General features: G+C 48.6%; 23 protein-coding genes. 18 read left to right on the top strand and 5 right to left on the bottom strand.

The window, feature by feature from the left end:
• Positions 1-14: 14 nt before the first annotated feature.
• A complete protein-coding gene (locus CWI82_RS02680) occupies positions 15-1,841 on the top strand; it encodes a DUF1302 domain-containing protein (RefSeq protein WP_130203190.1) in 1,827 nt (608 codons plus the stop codon).
• 230 nt (positions 1,842-2,071) lie between these two features.
• Positions 2,072-4,087, top strand: coding sequence for a S9 family peptidase (locus CWI82_RS02685; protein WP_130202578.1), 2,016 nt, complete (start codon positions 2,072-2,074; stop codon positions 4,085-4,087).
• Positions 4,088-4,108: 21 nt separating this feature from the next.
• On the opposite strand, the gene CWI82_RS02690 is transcribed toward CWI82_RS02685, so the two are convergent.
• Both CWI82_RS02690 and CWI82_RS02695 read right to left on the bottom strand, forming a co-directional pair.
• Positions 4,109-4,867: a glycosyltransferase family 25 protein gene (locus CWI82_RS02690; RefSeq protein WP_130202579.1), complete on the bottom strand. Its 759-nt coding sequence runs from the start codon at positions 4,865-4,867 to the stop codon at positions 4,109-4,111.
• Positions 4,868-4,889: 22 nt separating this feature from the next.
• On the bottom strand, positions 4,890-5,675 hold the full coding sequence (locus CWI82_RS02695; RefSeq protein ID WP_165383866.1) for a glycosyltransferase family 2 protein: 786 nt from the start codon (positions 5,673-5,675) through the stop codon (positions 4,890-4,892).
• Positions 5,676-5,765: 90 nt separating this feature from the next.
• Here CWI82_RS02695 and ung point away from each other — a divergent pair, with 90 nt between their 5' ends.
• Positions 5,766-6,431, top strand: a complete 666-nt coding sequence (ung, locus tag CWI82_RS02700) for a uracil-DNA glycosylase (protein ID WP_130202581.1) — start codon at positions 5,766-5,768, stop codon at positions 6,429-6,431.
• 71 nt (positions 6,432-6,502) lie between these two features.
• Here ung and CWI82_RS02705 read toward each other — a convergent pair whose 3' ends face one another.
• Positions 6,503-6,670, bottom strand: a complete 168-nt coding sequence (locus CWI82_RS02705; RefSeq protein WP_092856309.1) for a DUF3545 family protein — start codon at positions 6,668-6,670, stop codon at positions 6,503-6,505.
• Positions 6,671-6,841: 171 nt separating this feature from the next.
• Here CWI82_RS02705 and suhB point away from each other — a divergent pair, with 171 nt between their 5' ends.
• From suhB to CWI82_RS02760, 11 genes are all read left to right on the top strand, one after another.
• Positions 6,842-7,642 (top strand): inositol-1-monophosphatase, encoded by an 801-nt coding sequence (gene suhB / locus CWI82_RS02710; RefSeq protein ID WP_130202582.1) that lies wholly within the window; start codon positions 6,842-6,844, stop codon positions 7,640-7,642.
• 104 nt (positions 7,643-7,746) lie between these two features.
• Entirely contained in the window at positions 7,747-8,463 is a 717-nt protein-coding gene (trmJ, locus tag CWI82_RS02715) for a tRNA (cytosine(32)/uridine(32)-2'-O)-methyltransferase TrmJ (RefSeq protein ID WP_130202583.1), read from the top strand.
• Between the two features lie 228 nt (positions 8,464-8,691).
• The gene (gene iscR, locus CWI82_RS02720; protein WP_092856303.1) at positions 8,692-9,174 is read left to right on the top strand and encodes a Fe-S cluster assembly transcriptional regulator IscR; all 483 of its coding nucleotides are present in this window, start codon (positions 8,692-8,694) and stop codon (positions 9,172-9,174) included.
• A gap of 25 nt (positions 9,175-9,199) precedes the next feature.
• Complete coding sequence (locus CWI82_RS02725; protein WP_130202584.1) at positions 9,200-10,414, top strand: IscS subfamily cysteine desulfurase; 1,215 nt, start codon at positions 9,200-9,202, stop codon at positions 10,412-10,414.
• Positions 10,415-10,429: 15 nt separating this feature from the next.
• Entirely contained in the window at positions 10,430-10,813 is a 384-nt protein-coding gene (gene iscU / locus CWI82_RS02730) for a Fe-S cluster assembly scaffold IscU (RefSeq protein ID WP_130202585.1), read from the top strand.
• A gap of 12 nt (positions 10,814-10,825) precedes the next feature.
• Positions 10,826-11,149 (top strand): iron-sulfur cluster assembly protein IscA, encoded by a 324-nt coding sequence (gene iscA, locus CWI82_RS02735; protein WP_092856297.1) that lies wholly within the window; start codon positions 10,826-10,828, stop codon positions 11,147-11,149.
• A gap of 10 nt (positions 11,150-11,159) precedes the next feature.
• Positions 11,160-11,663: a co-chaperone HscB gene (hscB, locus tag CWI82_RS02740; RefSeq protein WP_130202586.1), complete on the top strand. Its 504-nt coding sequence runs from the start codon at positions 11,160-11,162 to the stop codon at positions 11,661-11,663.
• Positions 11,664-11,762: 99 nt separating this feature from the next.
• Positions 11,763-13,709 carry a molecular chaperone HscA gene (hscA, locus tag CWI82_RS02745; RefSeq protein WP_130202587.1) on the top strand — a complete coding sequence of 649 codons (1,947 nt, stop codon included), beginning with the start codon at positions 11,763-11,765 and terminating at the stop codon, positions 13,707-13,709.
• Positions 13,710-13,863: 154 nt separating this feature from the next.
• Positions 13,864-14,202, top strand: coding sequence for an ISC system 2Fe-2S type ferredoxin (gene fdx, locus CWI82_RS02750; RefSeq protein ID WP_092856290.1), 339 nt, complete (start codon positions 13,864-13,866; stop codon positions 14,200-14,202).
• Positions 14,203-14,330: 128 nt separating this feature from the next.
• Positions 14,331-14,618 carry a helix-turn-helix domain-containing protein gene (locus tag CWI82_RS02755; protein WP_092856288.1) on the top strand — a complete coding sequence of 96 codons (288 nt, stop codon included), beginning with the start codon at positions 14,331-14,333 and terminating at the stop codon, positions 14,616-14,618.
• Positions 14,608-15,810, top strand: coding sequence for a type II toxin-antitoxin system HipA family toxin (locus CWI82_RS02760; protein WP_092856286.1), 1,203 nt, complete (start codon positions 14,608-14,610; stop codon positions 15,808-15,810). The genes CWI82_RS02755 and CWI82_RS02760 overlap by 11 nt, the downstream gene beginning before the upstream one ends.
• 43 nt (positions 15,811-15,853) lie before the next feature.
• Here the strand turns inward: CWI82_RS02760 and msrA are convergent, their stop codons facing one another.
• Positions 15,854-16,387, bottom strand: a complete 534-nt coding sequence (gene msrA / locus CWI82_RS02765) for a peptide-methionine (S)-S-oxide reductase MsrA (RefSeq protein ID WP_130202588.1) — start codon at positions 16,385-16,387, stop codon at positions 15,854-15,856.
• A 107-nt stretch (positions 16,388-16,494) separates the two neighbouring features.
• Positions 16,495-17,052 carry an acyloxyacyl hydrolase gene (locus CWI82_RS02770; RefSeq protein ID WP_233340179.1) on the bottom strand — a complete coding sequence of 186 codons (558 nt, stop codon included), beginning with the start codon at positions 17,050-17,052 and terminating at the stop codon, positions 16,495-16,497.
• A 243-nt stretch (positions 17,053-17,295) separates the two neighbouring features.
• Here CWI82_RS02770 and ndk point away from each other — a divergent pair, with 243 nt between their 5' ends.
• The 4 genes from ndk (at position 17,296) to CWI82_RS02790 (ending at position 20,951) form a co-directional block, all read left to right on the top strand.
• Positions 17,296-17,727, top strand: coding sequence for a nucleoside-diphosphate kinase (gene ndk, locus CWI82_RS02775; protein WP_130202589.1), 432 nt, complete (start codon positions 17,296-17,298; stop codon positions 17,725-17,727).
• A 143-nt stretch (positions 17,728-17,870) separates the two neighbouring features.
• Positions 17,871-19,004, top strand: coding sequence for a bifunctional tRNA (adenosine(37)-C2)-methyltransferase TrmG/ribosomal RNA large subunit methyltransferase RlmN (locus tag CWI82_RS02780; RefSeq protein ID WP_092856278.1), 1,134 nt, complete (start codon positions 17,871-17,873; stop codon positions 19,002-19,004).
• A 108-nt stretch (positions 19,005-19,112) separates the two neighbouring features.
• A complete protein-coding gene (gene pilW, locus CWI82_RS02785) occupies positions 19,113-19,880 on the top strand; it encodes a type IV pilus biogenesis/stability protein PilW (protein WP_092856276.1) in 768 nt (255 codons plus the stop codon).
• Between the two features lie 9 nt (positions 19,881-19,889).
• A complete protein-coding gene (locus CWI82_RS02790) occupies positions 19,890-20,951 on the top strand; it encodes a RodZ domain-containing protein (protein ID WP_130202590.1) in 1,062 nt (353 codons plus the stop codon).
• Positions 20,952-20,972: the final 21 nt, after the last annotated feature.

Here is a 20,972-nt window from a genome sequence, read left to right on the forward strand (position 1 = left end):
AAAGAAGAACAACTATGCTAAAAAAATTACCTATCGCGTCAGCTATCGCGCTGGCAATAGCAGGAACAGCAAGCGTCCAGGCAGCGGAGTTTGAAGTAGGTGACTTCCGCGTTAAGTTCGATTCCATTATTTCCTATGGTGCCGCATGGCGTATGGAAGAGCGTGACATGCGCTTCATCCACCCAGGTAACATGGCAGGTGGTCTGGGTCAGTCAGGTACAGCCGATGACGGTAACCTGAACTATGACAAAGGCGACATGGTCTCTTCTGTTATTAAAGGTGTGCACGATTTAAGTATCGATGGTGGCGACTACGGTGCTTTCATTCGTTTCAAATACTGGTATGACGATGTCATCAAGAATGAGGAAGTTGCACACGGCCATACTTCTACCAATTACTATCCAAACGTAACGCTTGATAACGACGGTCTTGACGATTGGTCAACCGGTTCAGGAATCAAGTTGCTTGACGCTTTCGTTTATGGCTACTTTGACATGGGCGATGTGCCAGTTAACGTGCGCCTAGGTCGCCAAGTACTCAGTTGGGGTGAAAGTACTTTCATCTTCAACGGCGTGAACGCCATTAACCCAGTAGACGTGAACGCGATTCGTCGTCCTGGTGTTGAAATTAAAGAAGCGTTATTGCCAGTTGGTATGTTGAACGTCAACTTAGGTTTGACCAGCGAAACCAGCTTAGACATGTTCTATCAATATGAGTGGGACGACTACAAACTCGATGGTTGTGGTACTTTCTTCTCTACGGTTGATATCTTAGGCGGTGAAGGCTGTAACAAAATTACCCTTAACCCGACTCTGGTAGCCGGTGTGCCAAGCTCAAGCTTGAGCGATTTGGAATCAATCCAATTTGGTACTTATCTTGAGCGTCGCCCTGATATCGAGCCAGACGATGGCGGTCAGTACGGTTTTGCGTTGCGTCACTATGCAACCGACATCGACACTGAATTCGGTGTGTACTACATGAACATTCACACGCAGACTCCAATTTTCTCTTTGTATAACTGGGTTGAGCAGCCATCACCTGCGCTAAGCCACCCAGATGGTATTCCAATTGCTGGTCCTGACTATGTGTTGCAATTCCCTGAAGACCAAGAAATCATTGGTTTCAGTGCTTCAACCTTGGTTGGTGAATGGTCTGTTGGTGGTGAAGTTAGCCATCGTTTCGACATGCCAGTGCAAATCAACACCACTGAAATCTTGACGGCCGGTTTACGTGCAGGCGTACCGAGCACGTTCTCTAACCGCATTGAGCGTGATGAAACCGGTACTATTACTAACCTAGGTGAGTTGCAAGAAGGTTACGACAAGTATGATGTGAGCCAGTGGCAGTTGACGGGTGTACGTTTCTTTGACCAAGCACTTGGCGCTGACCGTATTACCTTTATCGGTGAAGTAGCAGTCAGCAAGGTTCACGGTTTAGCGGGCTTAGACGAGCAGCGCTACGGTCGTAACCCAGTGTTTGGTAAGTGTTTGACCGTTGCTGACCAAGCGGCATTAGGCAACCCAACCGCTACTGCAGACATTAACTGTGAAGGGTTCGTCACTGCGACTTCATGGGGTTACCGCGCACGTATTGTCGGTGAATACAATAACGTATTCTCTGGCTGGAACATGACGCCAACCTTAGCATTTGGTCACGACGTGAAAGGTTATTCAGCGAACTCAAACTTTATCGAAGGTCGTAAGACAATCGGTTTAAGCGTCGATTTCAGCTACCTTAGCAAATACAAGGTTGGTGTTGGCTATAACATCACCGACGGTGCTGAGTTTGATGCAGCCGATGACCGCGATTTCGCAGCCGTCAGCTTCAGCTACAGCTTCTAAGAAAAAACCCGCTTCGGCGGGTTTTTTTTCGTCCGTTAAACTGTTCGGTTTTCGTGCGCTACGCTGTTCGTGCGCTGCGCTATTCGGGAGTGTATTTGGGCGCATTATCTACCCGCTTCGGCGGGTTTATTATTTCACTTTCTGATTGTTTCGTTATCTTTAATACACGAACAGTGCGAAGCACGGACGAACAGCGCAGCGCACGAATAACGAACAACGAGGTTTCAGCGATGAAAAAACTCTTAACGCTTAGCTTGGCTTTGGCAGCGACAAGCGCCTTCGCCAACACCGACAACACCCTTCAGCTTGAAGACGTGTTTCAGCTCGAATACGCCAGTCAACCCACCATTCATCCAGACGGTGCTTATACCGTATTTGTGCGCAATTACATGGATATCATGAGCGACCGTCGCTTAGGTAATCTATGGCGCGTGGATAATAAAGGTGAGTTGCGCCCGCTAACCGGCGGTACCGCCAATGATCACTCACCTACCTGGTCACCTGATGGCAAAACATTAGCATTTGTATCGAACCGAACAGGTGCTAACCAAATCCATTTGTATTGGACGGACACGCGTGATCATGCGCCAGTTACACGTTTAACCGGCAGCCCAAGTAACCTAACTTGGTCACCAGATGGTAAATGGCTAGCGTTTACCATGTTTACCCCGAGCAGCAAGCCTGCACCGGTTAGCTTGCCGGGCAAGCCAAAAGGCGCGGAGTGGGCCGAGCCAGCGCGCTATATTGACAAAGACAACTATCGTTTTGATGGTGCGGGCTATGCGCCAGAAGGCTTCACACAAATTTACGTGATTCCAGCTAGTGGCGGTACGCCGCGCCAAATCACCCATGACGATTTCAATCACGGTGGCCAGTTGACGTGGACAGGTGATAGCCAGAATATTATTTTCTCAGCGAATCGTCGTGATGATGCCTTTGAGCAGCCGAATAATTCTGAGCTCTATCAAGTTGCGCTAGAAAATGGCGAAATCAAGCAACTTACCGATCGCAACGGACCAGATCGTTCACCGCAGGTTAGTCCTGATGGTAAGAAACTCGCCTGGCTGGGTTACGATGATAATTATAAGAGTTATCAGCTAACCCACCTGTATGTCATGGACTTAAACGGTAACGGCGTGCCGAAGCTCATGACGACCGAACTTGACTACTCGGTTGACGACGTAAAATGGTCAGACGATAGCCGTGGACTTTACTTTAGCTATGATAAAGAAGGTAAAGGTAACATTGCTTATCAAAGTCTCAGTGGTAGCCGACGTGTATTAACGGATGCAATGGGTGGTTTGAGTTACACGCGTCCGTATAGTGGTGGTAGCTTCGATGTGAGTAAGAGTGGCGATCTGGTATTTACCATGGCCAACCCTTATCGACCAGCCGATTTGATGCTGCAAACCAGTAAAATCAAACGTAAGCTTACGAGCCTGAACGAAGATGCTTTAGCTCACAAAGAGCTAGGTCGTGTTGAAGAAATTTGGTACGAATCCAGCCATGATGATTACAAAATTCAAGGCTGGATTGCTTATCCACCCAATTTTGACCCAACTAAAAAATACCCACTAATTCTAGAAATTCATGGTGGTCCACATACCGCATATGCCGGCTCATTTGCAGCTGAAATTCAGTTGATGGCAGCGAAAGGTTATGTGGTGCTGTACACCAACCCACGCGGAAGCACCAGCTACGGCGTTGAATTCGCGCAAGAAATTCATCATAACTACCCGAGCCAAGATTACACCGATTTAATGGACGGCGTTGATGCTGTCATTGAAAAGGGCTTCATTGACGAAGAACGTTTGTATGTTACCGGTGGTAGCGGTGGTGGTGTGTTAACAGCTTGGATTGTTGGTCATACTGACCGTTTTGCCGGTGCTGTTGTCGCTAAACCAGTGATTAACTGGTATAGCTTTGTACTCACGGCTGATATGTACAATTACTTCACCAAATATTGGTTCCCTGGCTTGCCATGGGAGAATCAAGAACATTACATGAAGTATTCACCAATTAGCTACGTGGGCAATGTGAAAACACCAACCATGTTGCTAACCGGTGAGTCAGATTATCGTACGCCAATTTCAGAATCTGAACAGTATTACCAAGCGCTGAAGTTAGCAGGGGTAGAAACCGCGATGGTTCGTATTCCAGATGCGCCTCATGGTATTGCGGGACGCCCGTCAAACTTAATGGCGAAAGTGGCTTATATCCTGCATTGGTTTGAAGAGCACAAATAACCAAGAAGCAACGGTGATATATTACAAGCGCGGCGTTCGACGTCGCGCTTTTTTGTTATCAAAATACAAACCAACCTGATGCTTCAAACGGCGCCATCCACTTTTGCGAACATCATGTCTGTTCTCGACGGCAAATATTTCACTGCCATGCTGGTGCGTGTTATCCACTGTGTAAGGCACCAACCCGAACGTTCGAATGCCAAGTTCAAACGACCACTGAAGATCAACGTCAACAGGTCTGAAAATTGGTGGACGTGAACGCAACAGCTGACGTGCGCCGGCATAACTAATTGCTTGAGCACAAGCCCCCATTGGTGGTTTGCGTCGATAATGAACCACGTTAAGTTGCCGATCGGATTCAATGATGTCGTACGGTTGATCTTTAAATGGCGCCGCAAGCTTGATCACATCCCATGCATTCTCAAAGGCTGCAATACGTTGCGGAACCTCAGCGAATAGGGCGTTAAAATTGATATCGTCCTCAAGCACAATGCCAAAATCGAGACCTTCATCAACAATACGCTGCCAAGCCTTAATATGGGAAAGATAACAAGCAATCTCGCCGCGAGTTAAACGGTAGTGGAAATATTTATCCGCGAGCGCAGTCGAAAAAACCGTCTCAATTTCTGAGTCGGTCAGAACCTTGCCGTTTACGGCGTCAATACGCTCGTAGGGTAATTGAAGTTTATCGAGTTGCTGCGAAACATGCTGCCAACGCTCAGTTGAATGTGCCAAGTTAATGATAAATATCTTGAAGTTAGGCTGTTCAGACTGTTTCACAGTGCCCCCTTATGACATGTAATTACTCATCTCTTGGCTCATCGTGCTGATGCCTTTGACGGTACTGCATTTCGTAAAGTTTCGCTTCGGTTAAGAAAAAATGAAATGCGTCGATGTTTGCCTTGATAAACCCTCGCCAGCCCGACCAGATCATCTGCCTGCCGAGATAGAACTTCAAGAACATTAACGGAAAAATTACTAACAGCCGAGGCAAACTGCAGGGGCGACCTTGCTCCATACGTTGCTCGGCTTTAAGTTTCGAATACTTATTGAGCTTATCCGTATAGCCGTGGGCTGAGTCGTACCCATAATGCTTCAAATAAATTGGCAAATAGCCTGTCGGTTCATCTACTTGAATGTGTTCGTGCACTAATACCGAGGTATCCATTCGGCTACGATCTTTACGGTACACGCGACGGTATTTGTGATGCCGCGCCTTGTTTAAGCTTTGGCCCATAAAGATATCATCGTGGTGAATCCAAATACCGTTAATATCACCCTCGGCAATACGCTCACGAATCATTTGCAAGCCACCCTTCGGCAGTACTTCATCACCATCAAGGTTCAGTACCCAGTTGTGCGTGCACTGCTCAATACCAAAAGCTTTTTGCTTCGCATAACCAGGCCAGTCATTGTGAACAATTCGAGCACCGTGCTTTTTGGCGATTTCCAACGTAGCGTCCGTTGATCCTGAATCGATAATGACAATCTCTTCAACGCCACGAACACTCTCAAGAACCTCATCTAAATGCTCGGCTTCGTTGAGCGTAATCACAAACACACTCATTGGCGGGTAGGGCTTACTCATGAAATGCTCTCTTTTGTTGGTATCACAATTCATCTCGATGTTAGGATATCGAGTAGATAGTGGCACAATAATACAAAGGTTAGCCCATAAATGACAGCACAGGCATTCAGCTGGAGCGACCTGCTCGGCGATGAAAAGAATCAACCGTATTTTCTTGAGCTCATGCAGCGGGTACAGGCCGAGCGCAATGCGGGTAAACAAATTTATCCACCAAGCGACCAGGTATTTCAAGCATTTAAACTGACTGCGCTAGCTGATTTGAAGGTTGTGATACTCGGTCAAGACCCATATCACGGCCCAGGCCAAGCTCATGGCTTATGTTTTTCAGTACCAGCTGGGGTGAAGCACCCGCCGTCACTGCGTAATATCTTCAAAGCCATTCAGCACGATTATCTTGATTTTCAGATACCTGAGTCAGGTAACCTTGAACATTGGGCGCAGCAGGGTGTGTTGTTGTTGAATACCGTGCTAACGGTAGAGCAGGGCAAAGCCCATTCGCATGCTAGTTGGGGTTGGGAAACGTTTACCGATAAAGTGGTGGAACAAATTAATCGGCACTGTAACGGGATTGTGTTTTTGTTGTGGGGCGCTCACGCACAAAAGAAGGGCGCCTTGATTGACCGCAAGCGCCATCACGTGTTGGAGACAGTGCATCCATCGCCTTTGTCGGCGCATCGCGGTTTTCTCACCGCGGGTCACTTCCGTCGCACCAACGAGCTACTCACGCAGCAGAGCAAAACCGTTATTAGCTATTAGATATTGGATATTAGGAAAAGGCCAAGACAGCGCTAATATCTAATATCCAAGTGCTAATATCGTTTTTGTCTTTATAGGTCTAATTCATCCAATTCGGCATCGAATTCAAAATCGATATCTTGGAGTTCGTCGCGTAACCGATACTTTTCTTTCAGCATCTCAATTTCACGCCACTTACGAGGGGCTGCTTTCTTGCTAGACTTAGATTCAACTTGCTTTAGCTCTTCTGAATGATCCATTGGATCCTCCGGCTTTTATTGTGTTGTTGTTCTAATTTTGTGCCTGTTTTTTTGCATAGCGCAACATGGTTATAACACGAGCTGTTTGAAAAGTGAACACTTGCTTAACTGCATCGTTCTACGTATAATCCGCGCCCACAAAATTGTTCTTTCACAGCACAGGTAATTGGTATGCATCCGATGTTAAACATAGCGGTGCGCGCAGCGCGTGCGGCCGGCAAAATTTTAGTCAAAAACTTTGGCGTAGAAGTTGACCTTAACGTTCAAACAAAAAGCCAAAATGATTTCGTCACTGAAATCGATAAAGCGGCTGAAAGTGCCATCATTCGCACCATTCAAAAAGCCTACCCAGATCACTCCTTCTTAGCAGAAGAAAGCGGTGAAGTGGTTGGCAAAGATAGCGACCATCAGTGGATTATTGACCCACTCGACGGCACCACCAATTACCTGCGCGGTATTCCTCACTTCGCCATTTCAATCGCCTATTTATTCAAAGGGGTTGTGCACGCAGCGGTCATTTATGACCCGCTACGCGAAGAACTATTCACGGCCACCAAAGGCCAAGGCGCTCAGCTTAACGGCAAGCGTTTGCGCGTCACCAAACAGCGCGACCTCAACGGTGCTTTATTAGCAACCGGCTTCCCATTCAAACGCAAAGACATGACCAAAGATTATCTGGCGGTATTCGCATCGCTATTTGAGCACACCGCGGACATGCGTCGTGACGGTTCAGCAGCGTTAGATCTTGCTTACGTTGCCAACGGTCGTATCGACGGTTTCTGGGAATTCAGCCTGAAGCCGTGGGACATCGCCGCCGGTCAATTGATCGTGCGTGAAGCAGGCGGTATCGTGACTGACTTCTCGGGCGGTCATAGCTTTATGCGCAGTGGTCACGTGGTTGCGGGTAATCCGAAAGTGGTGCAGCACTTGTTAACCAAAGCCCGCCCGCACTTACCTGAATCACTTCGTTAAGAGCAAAAACGATATTAGCACTTGGATATTAGATATTAGCGCTGTGATAGGCTTTTTCTAATATCCAATATCGAATAGCTAATATCGAAGTTGGGGTTTAAGTCATGCTGGAAAAAATTCGAATTGTGCTAGTCAACACCAGCCACACCGGTAACATCGGTTCCGTGGCTCGCGCCATGAAAACCATGGGGCTAAGCGAACTTTATCTCGTCGACCCAGTGCAGGAGCCGGATAGTCATGCATCGGCACTTGCCGCTGGCGCGACCGATGTGTTGTATAACGCGAAGATCGTAAGCACGCTAAGCGAAGCAATTGCGGATTGCGGTTTAGTGGTAGGTACCAGTGCCCGTAACCGAACATTAGATTGGCCATTGTTGGGCCCGCGAGAAGCGGCTGCCAAAGTGTTAGCGGAAGCGCCGAATTATCCGGCGGCGATGGTGTTTGGCCGCGAAAGCAGTGGCTTAACCAACGAAGAATTACAGCAGTGCACACACCATGTGCATATTCCATCGAATCCTGATTACAGCTCGTTGAACCTTGCCATGGCGGTGCAAACGTTGGCGTACGAAGTGCGGATGCAATTTTTAGAAGCCGACACGCAACCAGACCGTGAGCAAAGTGAGTACCCACTCGCTGAAGATCTGGAGCGCTTCTATGTGCACCTTGAAGAAACCTTAGGCGAAACGGGCTTTATCATCAAAAACCACCCCGGTCAGGTGATGGCAAAGCTACGTCGATTGTTTAATCGGGCGCGCCCAGAATCAGCGGAACTCAATATCCTGCGCGGCATCCTGACTTCAATCGACAAGAAAATAAAGTAGCCCGGCGTTCCACGCCGGGACGCCGCAGGCGGTAATTGTCTGGTCATAAATATGACCTGATAACAGGCAATAATTTGAGAGCATCGCCTGATAACAGGCAATAACGACGCTGCGCGCCACCCGGCGTGAAACGCCGGGCTACGGTATTAGCGACTTTGTCGCTAATACTTGACTAAAACACTCGGGAATGGCAAAATTGTGGCCTAACTAAATGGAGGCAACACCGCTATGCGCTTAACCTCAAAAGGCCGTTACGCCGTTACCGCGATGATTGATGTCGCGCTACATACAGAACAAGGTCCAGTACCGTTGGCAGATATCTCTGAACGCCAAGGTATTTCGCTGAGTTATCTTGAACAATTATTTGCGCGCTTGCGTAAACAAGGTCTGGTAAGCAGTGTACGCGGACCAGGTGGCGGTTATCGTTTAGGCTTAGAAGCCCATCAAATTTCAATTAGTGCTGTCATTCAAGCGGTGGATGAAAGCATTGATGCCACGCGCTGCCAAGGTAAAGGCGGCTGCCAAGGCGGAAGTCGGTGTCTGACGCATTCGTTATGGACCGACTTGAGTGAACGTATCGAAGATTTTCTGGCTAACATCACGTTGGCAGAGCTGGTCAAGCAAGAAGACATTGCGCAAGTGGCCTTACGCCAAAACAAGATAATTTCCGACCAGAAAAAACGCGAAAACCAAATTGCATTGAGCCAGTAAGCAGTCTGGCAAGAGGAGTAGCTTGATGAAATTACCGATTTATTTTGATTATGCAGCAACCACACCGGTTGATCCGCGTGTTGCTGAGAAAATGATGCAGTTCCTGACCCCAGACGGGCAATTCGGTAACCCAGCATCGCGTTCGCATCGCTTCGGTTGGCAAGCTGAAGAGGCGGTTGATATTGCCCGTAATCAAGTCGCAGAACTCATCAACGCAGACCCGCGTGAAATCGTATTCACCTCAGGTGCGACTGAATCTGACAACCTTGCGATTAAAGGTGCAGCAGAGTTCTACAGCAAAAAAGGTAAGCACATCATTACCATTAAAACCGAGCACAAAGCGGTATTGGACACTTGCCGTCAAATGGAACGCGAAGGTTTCGAAGTAACTTACCTAGATGTGCAAGAAGACGGTTTGATTAACATCGACGCATTCAAAGCCGCACTGCGTGAAGACACGGTGCTGGTAAGTGTCATGCACGTTAACAACGAAATCGGCGTGATTCAAGATATCGAAACCATCGGTAACTTGTGTCGTGCCAACAAAACGATTTTCCACGTGGACGGTGCGCAAAGCTGCGGCAAAATTGATGTCGACATGGAAAAATTGCCAGTCGACTTATTTAGTATTTCAGCGCACAAAATGTATGGCCCGAAAGGCATTGGTGCGTTGTACGTGCGTCGTAAGCCACGGGTGCGCTTGAATGCTCAAATGCACGGCGGCGGTCATGAGCGTGGTATGCGTTCAGGCACATTAGCGACACACCAAATCGTTGGCTTCGGTGAAGCAGCGCGCATTGCGAAAGAAGAGATGGCTGCCGAAAGCGAGCGTTTCAGAATGCTCCACGACCGTTTGTGGAACGGTGTAAAAGATATCGAAGAAGTATATGTGAACGGCAACCAAGAACATGCGGTGCCGCACATTTTCAACATCAGCTTTAACTTCGTTGAAGGCGAGAGCTTGATCATGGCATTGAAAGACTTAGCGGTATCATCAGGTTCTGCCTGTACCTCAGCAAGTCTTGAGCCGTCGTACGTATTACGTGCGTTAGGGCGCAACGATGAGTTAGCGCACAGCTCAATTCGCTTTAGCTTCGGTCGTTTCACCACCGAGGAAGAAGTGGATTACGCCATTAAGCAAATTAATAATTCAATTGGTCGTCTACGCGACATGTCACCCCTTTGGGAAATGTACAAAGACGGCGTCGATCTAACCAAGGTCGAATGGGTGGCACACTAAAAGAGGTAACACGGTATGGCATATAGCGAAAAAGTAATCGACCATTATGAGAACCCGCGTAACGTAGGCGCGTTCGACAAAAACGACCCATCAATTGCAACCGGTATGGTTGGCGCACCAGCTTGTGGTGACGTGATGAAATTGCAATTGAAAATTAACGACGACGGCATCATTGAAGATGCAAAATTCAAAACCTACGGCTGTGGTTCTGCAATCGCTTCAAGCTCGCTGGTCACCGAATGGGTGAAGGGTAAGTCTATTGCGGAAGCGGAGCAATTGAAGAACACGCAAATTGCTGAAGAGTTAGCGTTGCCACCAGTGAAGATTCACTGCTCAATCTTGGCTGAAGACGCAATCAAAGCAGCAATTGCTGACTACAAAAAGAAACACGCAGGTTAATTGGGTTCACAAATGGCAATTACCATAACTGAAGCAGCGGCGCAGCGTGCCCGTTCGTTTCTGGAACAACGCGGTAAAGGTGTTGGTATCCGCTTAGGTGTAAAAACCACCGGATGCTCCGGCCTTGCCTACGTGATGGAATTTGTTGATGAAGTCGACGATACCGACACCATCATTGAAGACAAAGGCGTGAACATTGTCATAGATGGCAAGAGCTTGGTTTATCTCGATGGCACCGAAATCGACTTCGTCAAAGAAGGCCTAAACGAAGGCTTCGAATTCCGTAATCCGAACGCCAAAGGCGAATGTGGTTGCGGCGAGAGCTTCAACGTTTAACAGGTAAAAAATGAATCATTTTGAACTGTTTGATATGCCCGCCGCATTCAATTTGGATGCGGCGGAATTACAACAGCGCTACCGAAAACTACAACAAACCATGCATCCCGATCGCTTTGCTAACGGCAGCGAGCGCGATAAGTTGATGGCAGTACAACGTACTTCCCAACTTAATGATGCGTATCAAACCTTGCGTTCACCGCTGTCGCGCGCTGAGTATTTACTCGAGCTACGTGGCATTGAACTCGCCCATGAGCAAACCACCTTGCAAGACCCTGAGTTTCTCATGGCGCAAATGGAATGGCGCGAGCGCATTGAAGAAGTTGATGATTTTGATTCGCTTGACGCGGCCTACAAAGATTTGCAAGAGCAGATGCGTGATTTGCAATCAGAGCTTGAACAGCAGCTGAATAGTGATGCCAATGACAAGGCAGCAAATACGGTGCGTAAGTTGAAGTTTATGCACAAACTGCACCACGAACTCGAACAGATTGAAGAGCGAATTCGATATTAGCCGTTAGATATTAGGTATTAGATCTGATGTTTAGCGCTTTTTCTAATATCCAATATCTAATAGCTAATATCGCTCTTGTAATTTAAAAAGAGGTTTTAAATGGCTTTACTACAAATTGCGGAGCCGGGCCAAAGCACCGCCCCCCACCAACATCGACTTGCCGCCGGCATCGACCTAGGCACCACCAACTCATTGGTTGCCAGCGTTCGCAGTGGCGAAGCCAAAGTGTTGCGTGACGAGCAAGACCGCGCCATTTTACCGTCCGTTGTTTATTACGGTCCCGATGAAGTATTGACTGGGCACGAAGCACTGGCGAAGCATGCTGACAAAAGCATTGAAACCGAAAACACCATCGTTTCTGTGAAACGTTTTATCGGCCGTACGATTGCCGATGTGCAAAAGAATTTCTCGAATTTACCGTATCGCATGAGCGAAACGGACAACGGTGTACCGGTGTTCCACACTGCTGCTGGTGAAAAAAATGCCGTTGAAGTATCAGCCGATATCTTGCGCACTTTAGCCGCGCGTGCCGAAGCTTCATTAGGCGGTGAACTGACGGGCGTCGTTATCACCGTCCCAGCCTATTTTGATGATGCACAACGTCAAAGCACCAAAGATGCAGCGCAATTAGCTGGTTTAAAAGTATTACGTTTATTAAATGAGCCGACCGCAGCCGCTGTCGCTTATGGCTTAGATTCTGGCCGCGAAGGTCTGATTGCCGTGTACGATTTAGGCGGCGGTACCTTCGATATTTCTATTCTGCGCCTGCAAGGCGGTGTGTTCGAAGTATTAGCAACCGGCGGTGACAGTGCCCTTGGTGGCGACGACTTTGACCAACTCATTGTCAATTGGCTCAAGCAAGAGTGGCAACTACCCGACAACGTCGACGCCCGCACCGAACGCGACCTCGTCAACGCTGCCAAAGCCGCAAAAGAGCAATTGACGGACGTAGCCCGGCGTTCCACGCCGGGTGGTGCGCAGCACCGTGAATCTCGAATAGATGCAGAAGGTTCGCCGGGTGGTGAAGCCGTCAATATCGAACCAGTCAACGGTGTTGAATCGAAGGCAGCCATTGCATTGTCTGTTGAAAAATTTAACGAGCTCATCGAGCCATTAGTGCGTCGCACACTCGCAGCTTGCCGTCGCGCGCTAAAAGATGCCGACGTCAGTGCCGATGAAATCCTCGATGTCGTCATGGTCGGCGGCTCAACCCGCGTGCCACGTATTCGTGAAGCGGTTGGCGAGTTCTTTGGACGTGAGCCATTAACCTCCATCGACCCGGACCAAGTTGTGGCAATTGGTGCCGCAGTGCAAGCCGATATCTTAGCTGGCAATAAGCCAGACTCAGACATGCTGTTACTCGATGTGATTCCGTTATCACTCGGTCTTGAAACCATGGGCGGCTTGGTCGAAAAAGTTGTGGCGCGCAACACCACAATCCCAGTGGCAAAAGCACAAGAATTCACCACGTTTAAAGATGGCCAAACCGCCATGATGATCCACGTGGTACAGGGCGAACGTGAGTTAGTCGATGATTGCCGAAGCTTGGCCCGTTTCGTCTTAACCGACATTCCACCGATGGCAGCGGGCGCCGCACATATTCGGGTAACGTTCCAAGTGGACGCCGACGGTTTGCTAAGCGTTACCGCGATGGAAAAATCGAGCGGCGTTACCGCATCGGTACAGGTTAAACCTTCTTATGGCTTAGGCGATGATGACATCACCAAAATGATTCAATCATCGATGACCAACGCCAAAGAAGACATGGCGGCGCGTATGCTGCGCGAACAGCAAGTGGAAGCCGACCGCGTGTTGGAAGCATTGAGCAGTGCATTAGCCGCAGATGGTGCCTTGTTAAGCGACAGCGAGCGTCGTGCATTGGATGATGCTATGGAAGCTTTACGTATTGCCCGCAACGGAACTGACACCGACGCCATTGAAAAAGCTATTGAAGCCGTCGATAAAGCCAGCGATGATTTCGCAGCCCGCCGCATGGACGAGAGCATTCGTAAAGCCCTCTCCGGCAGCAAAGTCGACGAACTGTAGTGCCGTAGCCCGGCGTTTTACGCCGGGTGGTGCGAAGCACCGTTATAACCGAATTCAAAGCCAATGCTAATTCACCGACACTGCAGGAAAATTTTAGATTAACGGCACGATGTGCCACCCGGCGTAGAACGCCGGGCTACAAGAGGTTGCTTTTATGCCGAAGATTATTTTTTTACCGCACGAAGAATTATGTCCAGAAGGCGCAGCCATTGAGGCCGCCGACGGCGAAACCGTACTAGACGTTGCGTTACGCAACGGCATCGGCATCGAACATGCCTGCGAGAAAGTGTGCGCCTGCACCACCTGTCACGTTTACATTCGTGAAGGCATGGATTCGTTGAATGAAATCGAAGAAAACGAAGACGATATGCTGGACAAAGCCTGGGGCCTCGATCCAGATTCACGCTTAAGCTGCCAAGCGCGCGTGGACGGCGAAGATCTTGTAGTTGAAATACCCAAGTACAGCATTAACCACGCCAAAGAAAATCACTAAGTAAGTGGGGTGCAGTCCAAGGACTGCACCCCTCCTTTCGCACCCTCCTCCCGCTCAAAACTTGCACGATTTTAATTTATCCACCATAATTCATTTATTAGCTATTTATCGATGATATTTGGTGGTTTATGAATTCAGAGCAATTCCTGCAATCCGTCGGTGAGTTGATCAAGAAGCACCGCACGCAAACTATGGATCAAGAAGAGTTCGCTAAGCGCTTGGGCTGTGGCGTGAATACCATTTACCGAATGGAAAACGGGCAGGGCGTGAATGCAATGACGCTCGTATCTGCGCTTGAATTACTCGGCTTGCTGGGAGAATTCACTGATGTGGTTGATGAGCAACTCGCGCAAGTAGTCGATGCGCCAGAGCGCAAGCGTCGTAAACCGATCGAGGACTTCTCCAATGATTTCTGAAGCCTACGTGTTTATTGAAGGCTTGGAGGAAGAGCCAGTCATCTGCGCGAAGTTTCGTTATGACGTGACGCGTAAAGTAGGCCAATTGCGTTACGGAAAGTCATATTTAGCACGCAAGGATGCATTCCCGCTTGATCCCATTCACTTGCCACTAAGCCAAGAGATTTTTACCACCAAACTCAACAAAGGTATCTTCGGTGTATTAAGTGACGCCGGCGCCGATGCTTGGGGGCGCAAACTCATCTTGCAATTACGCCGAACCAAGCCACAAAACGAGCTCGAGTTCTTGATAGCCGGTGCCACGATGGGTGTCGGTGCAATAAGCTTTAGTTTGTCGCGTAGCAAAGCAAAGGCGAAGCAATCTCGTAATACGTTGGCAGATTTAGACTTATTGCTACGTGGTAAAAAAGCGATTCTGAATGCTGAAGACGTCAGTATTGAAGTAAAAAAAGCATTTCAATTCGGCGATTCAATGGGCGGAGCCCGGCCTAAAACACTATTGGTAGATAACAATCAGACGTATTTATTGAAGTTTAATAGAGCTGATGATCTTTATAATGTGGCTCGAGTTGAGTACGCCACCATGCAGATGCTAGCAGAGCTCGATGGTGTTCGCACTGCTGACGTGCGGTTGCTTGAAGGTGAAGAAGATGTGCTGATGGTAAAGCGTTTCGATCGACGACTGGATGGCGAGAGCGAATCAGTATCGCATCACTTCATTAGTGCAAACTCGCTATTGATGGACGACCATGTCAACGAGGCAGCATTACGCAGTTGGTATTCCTATGGCGCGCTCGCAGAATTATTGCGTAAGCACAGTGCGTCAGCAGACGACGCCCCGGAGTTATTCAAGCGCATGGTATTTAACGTGCTGATTGGTAATACCGACGACCATGCACGAAATCATGCCATGTTGTGGCATTTACAAGAGCGTCACTGGCGCTTGGCGCCGGCGTATGACGTTCTCCCCATTAGCAATAGCAAAGAGCATGGTTTTGGAATCGGTGATGACGGGCGTGCCGGCACGGTGGAAAACGTATTATCGCAGTCGCGTCGTTTTGGCCTACAGCCATATAAAGCTCGGGCGGTTGTGAAAGAGGTACAAGAGTTAGTCGCAGAATGGCAGGTTTACTTCAAACACCACGGCGTGGGTGCGGGCGACATCGAAATCCTGCGCAGTATTATTAAGTAGGAGAGGTGCAGTCCAAGGACTGCACCCCTCCTTTTCATCCAAATTAACCGTCAAGCTTTTCGGCAAAAGTACGTTTGAATTTCGCCAATTTAGGATGCACGACCGCCTGGCAATAAGCGTTTTCTGGATTACGCTCCACGTAATTCTCGTGATATTCCTCGGCCGGCCAAAACTTCTCGAGCGGCTCAATGGTCGTCACAATCGGCGCATCCCACGTTTGCTCTCGTTCCATTTCAGCAATAATTTCTTCTGCTAAACGCTTTTGCTCGTCAGTTTGATAGAAGATCGAGGTGCGATATTGCGTACCGACATCGTTTCCTTGTCGGTTCACCTGCGTCGGATCATGCAACGCAAAGAAGATTTCGTAAACTTCACGCACACTCAGCGCGGCCGGGTCAAAAGTAATTTGAACCACTTCAGCGTGACCCGTATCACCTTTACAGACTTCTTCGTAAGTCGGTTCCGCTTTATGACCACCAGCGTAACCGGACTGAACTTTCAGTACGCCACGCACTTGCTTAAAGGCGCCTTCAAGACACCAAAAGCAACCGCCACCTAATGTAATTTGTTGCGTCATAACTACCTCATTAAATTATATGGACGTCTAGATGCCCACACTTTACGCCCGTTCCACCCAAAGCGCAAGAGGAGGGGTGCAGTCCTTGGACTGCACCCCTCCTTTCTCTAAATAGGCACGTGCCAAGTGAGAACCCACAAATCTAAACCGTCGTTGGGGCGTTTAATATCAGCTTGAGAATAGTGCGAATAGCCAAAACTCAAGCGCGCTTTGCTAATTGGGTCGTATTGCCAAGCCAACGCAATTCGATCTTCGAACTGAAATGAAATCGACAACTCGCGGTCTGAAATCCGCTGATCATCAAGCAGTGACACACCAATTCCAGCTTCCAATAGCAGCGGCTGTGAACCAGCGGTCAGCGACCACTGCAAAACAGGACTAAAAGTCACCGCATTGATACGATCATGCGAGTTGCGCGAATTGACCCATGTATTGACCGCCGCTTCCCAATGTACCCGCGGTGAACCAATCAAATCGAACCAACTTTGCGGCAAAAATTTCGGGCCATCGGTCCAACGATAGCCTGCGCGCAAACCATTGAGATGCTCGGTTGAGTAGCTCACCGCCAGATGCGCCTCATCGGCATGCGCCTTGGGAACAATCGCAGCCATCAACACAACCACAAAAAACAACAAACCAAATGCAATATTTTGTATTTTTTTCATACGCCTACATCCTTACAACAAGCGCTAAAAACTCTATCCAACACAAGGCGATATTTTACATACATGCACGAATGTATGTAAGAGTTCGGATAACTCGAAAATTCGATTACCTTGTTCGAAAAAGTAAAAGGAGGGGTGCAGTCCAAGGACTGCACCCCTCCTTTCGCTTGTCATACGTTTTATGTATAATCCGCGCGACTAAAATTTTGACCCTTTTATATTTAACTTCGATTGGAGAAAATCATGGCTTTAGAGCGCACTTTATCAATCATCAAGCCAGACGCAGTTGGCAAAAACGTCATCGGCGCAATCTACAACCGCTTCGAAACTGCGGGCTTCCGTATCGTTGCAGCGAAAATGATGCACTTGAGCACCGAACAAGCAGAAGGCTTCTACGCTGAACACAAAGAGCGTCCTTTCTTCCGCGCTTTGGTTGACTTCATGACTTCTGGCCCAATCATGGTGCAAGTACTTGAAGGCGAAGACGCAGTAAAACGTCACCGCGACATCATGGGTGCAACTAACCCAGCTGACGCATTGGCAGGAACTTTGCGTGCAGACTATGCTGTATCTATTGATGAAAATGCGGTTCACGGTTCTGACGCGTTAGAATCAGCGGCTCGCGAAATTGGTTATTTCTTCACTGAAGAAGAACTCTGCGCCCGCACCCGTTAATTAAAAAGCGTTATTCGTTATTCGATCGCTTCGCTGTTCGTCCGCTGCGCTATTCGTAGGTTGTTTTTCCGAACAGCGCAAAGCGCGCACGAACAGTGAGCGAAGCGAACGCACGAATAACGAACAACGCCTTAAGGTTTTATATGAATGCTGTAGACAAAAAAGTGAACTTACTCGACTTGAACCGCGAAGGTATGCGCGCGTTCTTCAAAGAGTTGGGTGAAAAACCGTTTCGCGCCGACCAGGTGATGAAGTGGGTCTATCACTATTGCGTCGACGACTTCGATCAAATGACCAATCTCAATAAGGTCTTAAGAGAGAAGCTCAAGCAGGTAGCCGAAATTCGCGCGCCTGAAGTGCGTATGCAGCAGCAATCATCAGACGGCACCATTAAGTTTGCGATGACCTTATTCGACGGTCAGGATGTGGAAACCGTCTGGATTCCAGATCGTGACCGTGCCACTTTGTGTGTCAGCTCGCAGGTGGGTTGTGCACTAGAGTGCACATTCTGTTCAACGGCGCAGCAAGGCTTTAACCGTAACCTCAAAGTGGCGGAAATCATTGGTCAAGTTTGGCGCGTCAACAAATTGCTCGGCGCCTTTGGCGACACCGGCGTAAAAGCGGTAACCAACGTGGTGATGATGGGCATGGGCGAACCGTTGCTCAACCTGAACAATGTGGTACCAGCCATGGACTTGATGCTCGATGACAATGCTTTTGGCTTATCAAAACGTCGTGTCACGCTCAGCACCTCAGGTGTGGTGCCAGCGTTGTACAAATTGAAAGAAGAAATTGATGTGGCATTAGCTATTTCCTTGCACGCACCGAACGATGAGTTGCGTAACGAAATTGTGCCAATCAATAAGAAGTACAACATTCAAGAATTCTTAAAAGCGAGCCGTGATTACATTGACGGTAGCAAAGCCAATAAAAACATCACCATTGAGTACGTGATGCTTGATCACATCAATGACTCAATGGAACAAGCGGCTGAGCTCGCAGAGCTTCTGAAAGATACGCCGTGCAAAATTAACCTCATCCCGTTTAATCCATTCCCAGGTTCAGACTATGGTCGTTCGAGCAATTCACGCATCGATCGGTTCGCCAAAGTGCTGATGGAAAAGGGCTACATTGTGGTGGTTCGTCGTACTCGAGGCGACGACATTGACGCCGCATGTGGTCAGCTAGTGGGTGATGTGATTGACCGTACCAAGCGCATTCTGAAAAAGCAGCAAGCGCAGCGCGGTGGTGACGGCATTCAAGTGAAAGCTGTATAAGCGTCCAGAATACCCCTGCTTAAGACAAACTTAACACGGCTTTGACGCCGCACAGCTTGATCTGCCGCTGATAAAGGTTAAGATAGCTTTCTTTACAGGGGGATTTACATGCGGATACTACTGCTTGTGCTGTTTACTGTGCTCGCAACAACCGGTTGCGTCAGTCAGCGCACTGTCGATGGCAAGCAACAACCAGCTCAACAGTTCAATGCCGAGGAAGCTTCGCGAACCCGCCTTGCGCTTGGCTTGCAGTATTTACGTAGCGGTAATTTTGAACAAGCCAAAGCTAATTTAGAGCGCGCCCGCGAATATACTCCCGATAACGCCGACGTTTATACCGGCCTTGCGTATTACTATCAGCAAGTACGTGACTTCAAAAGCGCCGAAGCGCACTACCGTAAAGCTATTGATTTAAAACCGAAAGATGGTGACAACTACAACAATTTAGGCGTGTTGTTATGTGGTCAGCAGCGCTACAATGATGCCGACCAAATGTTTCGCAAAGCCGTCGCGCAACCAGGCTATGTCAAGGTTGCCAGCACCTACGAGAACGCTGCTCGTTGTGCTGCCGAGCAAGGCGATATGGCCAACGCGGATAGATATTATGAATTGGCGCTAAATCACAGCGGTGGTGGCGTCACCATATTAGAGAATTACGCTACTTTGTTAATGCAGCAAAAGCGCTACGACAAAGCGGCAACCATGATCGAGCGTCGCAGTAATTACCCCCAGTTATCGGCACAGTATCTATGGTTAGAAGTGCAGTTAGCCCATGTCCAGAACCAGAAGAATAAACGACAACAGTTCGGCGATCTGCTTGTGCAGCGCTTTCCTGCATCGCAGCAAGCGACTGATTATCTAAAACTTATTAAATAGCGATACCCCATGGCACAAGATAAAGACTTATTTGATGAAAATAGCGAAGAACAGGCTGCGCCACAGCCGGAGCCATATACCGGCGAAACACCGGGGCAAATGTTCCGTGAAGCGCGCGAAGCGAAAGGCTTAACTACGCAGCAAGTGGCCGATAATCTGCGGTTACGCAAGGTCGTGGTTGAGTATATGGAAGCCGACGAATACGACAAATTATCGTCGCCAACGTACGTGCGTGGCTATTTGCGCTCGCTTAGTAAGGCACTGGATGTCAACGAAGCGCGCGTGTTCGAGGCTTACAGCAAAATGGGCTTTGGTGAGGTAGCGCCAAGTACGATTACCATGCAAAGCTTCTCGAAGCGCAAAGTGCGTGAGCGCAACGATAATCGTTTGATGCTCATTAGCTATTTGATTATCGCGATTGTGATTGCCATGGCAGTGGTGTGGTGGTGGCAAGACAGCAACGCCGGCGACATGTTTGCCAACGCGAATGGCAGCAGTAATAAAGGCACAAGTCAGCAAATCACCGAGCGTGAACCAATGCGTCGCACCGAAGAACAAGTACGCGAACAATTGCAGACCACTTCAGAGCCAGAACCGGTTCGTACAACTGATGATGCTGGTAACACTGATACCAATAGTCAAGCTGACAATACGGCGGATACCAACAGCCCAGTCGTCACCGCAGTCGATAACGAACAAGAATCGCCAGTGGTGACCGAAGAGCCGGAGCCAACCTCGCGTTCTACAACAACATCGAATGCCGATGATGAACCAGAAGTCGTCGCCGACACCAGCCGTGAAGCGCCCGTTGTAAGCGAAAATGTTGCTGCGAATCAAGCTAGCTTAATCATGGAATTCAGCGGCGCCTGCTGGATTAAAGTCACCGACGGCACCGGTACCGATATCGCGATTGGCGTCAAAGAAGCCGGCTACAGAATGCCGCTGACGGGCGAGCCTCCATTTGATATCATTTTATGCAAACCAGAATTCGTCGAAATGACGTATAATGGTGAACCGGTTGATTTGAGCAACTATCGCCGCAACCGCAGCGTCACCATGACTTTAAACTGATAAAAGCGTGCTTCGTCCGTT

It is taken from the genome of Pseudidiomarina tainanensis (genome assembly GCF_004214835.1).
In the GTDB taxonomy this organism is placed as follows: Bacteria; Pseudomonadota; Gammaproteobacteria; order Enterobacterales; family Alteromonadaceae; genus Pseudidiomarina; species Pseudidiomarina tainanensis.

Bases quoted from the DNA above. Each gene is read 5' to 3' on its own strand.
- CWI82_RS02760 (WP_092856286.1), top strand. From the start codon at position 14,608: ATGATTTCTGAAGCCTACGTGTTTATTGAAGGCTTGGAGGAAGAGCCA.
- iscU (WP_130202585.1), top strand. From the start codon at position 10,430: ATGGCATATAGCGAAAAAGTAATCGACCATTATGAGAACCCGCGTAAC.
- ndk (WP_130202589.1), top strand. From the start codon at position 17,296: ATGGCTTTAGAGCGCACTTTATCAATCATCAAGCCAGACGCAGTTGGC.
- suhB (WP_130202582.1), top strand. From the start codon at position 6,842: ATGCATCCGATGTTAAACATAGCGGTGCGCGCAGCGCGTGCGGCCGGC.
- CWI82_RS02695 (WP_165383866.1), bottom strand. From the start codon at position 5,675: ATGAGTAAGCCCTACCCGCCAATGAGTGTGTTTGTGATTACGCTCAAC.
- pilW (WP_092856276.1), top strand. From the start codon at position 19,113: ATGCGGATACTACTGCTTGTGCTGTTTACTGTGCTCGCAACAACCGGT.
- CWI82_RS02725 (WP_130202584.1), top strand. From the start codon at position 9,200: ATGAAATTACCGATTTATTTTGATTATGCAGCAACCACACCGGTTGAT.
- fdx (WP_092856290.1), top strand. From the start codon at position 13,864: ATGCCGAAGATTATTTTTTTACCGCACGAAGAATTATGTCCAGAAGGC.
- CWI82_RS02680 (WP_130203190.1), top strand. From the start codon at position 15: ATGCTAAAAAAATTACCTATCGCGTCAGCTATCGCGCTGGCAATAGCA.
- CWI82_RS02780 (WP_092856278.1), top strand. From the start codon at position 17,871: ATGAATGCTGTAGACAAAAAAGTGAACTTACTCGACTTGAACCGCGAA.
- CWI82_RS02685 (WP_130202578.1), top strand. From the start codon at position 2,072: ATGAAAAAACTCTTAACGCTTAGCTTGGCTTTGGCAGCGACAAGCGCC.
- trmJ (WP_130202583.1), top strand. From the start codon at position 7,747: ATGCTGGAAAAAATTCGAATTGTGCTAGTCAACACCAGCCACACCGGT.
- ung (WP_130202581.1), top strand. From the start codon at position 5,766: ATGACAGCACAGGCATTCAGCTGGAGCGACCTGCTCGGCGATGAAAAG.
- hscB (WP_130202586.1), top strand. From the start codon at position 11,160: ATGAATCATTTTGAACTGTTTGATATGCCCGCCGCATTCAATTTGGAT.
- CWI82_RS02790 (WP_130202590.1), top strand. From the start codon at position 19,890: ATGGCACAAGATAAAGACTTATTTGATGAAAATAGCGAAGAACAGGCT.
- CWI82_RS02770 (WP_233340179.1), bottom strand. From the start codon at position 17,052: ATGAAAAAAATACAAAATATTGCATTTGGTTTGTTGTTTTTTGTGGTT.
- msrA (WP_130202588.1), bottom strand. From the start codon at position 16,387: ATGACGCAACAAATTACATTAGGTGGCGGTTGCTTTTGGTGTCTTGAA.
- iscA (WP_092856297.1), top strand. From the start codon at position 10,826: ATGGCAATTACCATAACTGAAGCAGCGGCGCAGCGTGCCCGTTCGTTT.
- hscA (WP_130202587.1), top strand. From the start codon at position 11,763: ATGGCTTTACTACAAATTGCGGAGCCGGGCCAAAGCACCGCCCCCCAC.
- iscR (WP_092856303.1), top strand. From the start codon at position 8,692: ATGCGCTTAACCTCAAAAGGCCGTTACGCCGTTACCGCGATGATTGAT.
- CWI82_RS02755 (WP_092856288.1), top strand. From the start codon at position 14,331: ATGAATTCAGAGCAATTCCTGCAATCCGTCGGTGAGTTGATCAAGAAG.
- CWI82_RS02705 (WP_092856309.1), bottom strand. From the start codon at position 6,670: ATGGATCATTCAGAAGAGCTAAAGCAAGTTGAATCTAAGTCTAGCAAG.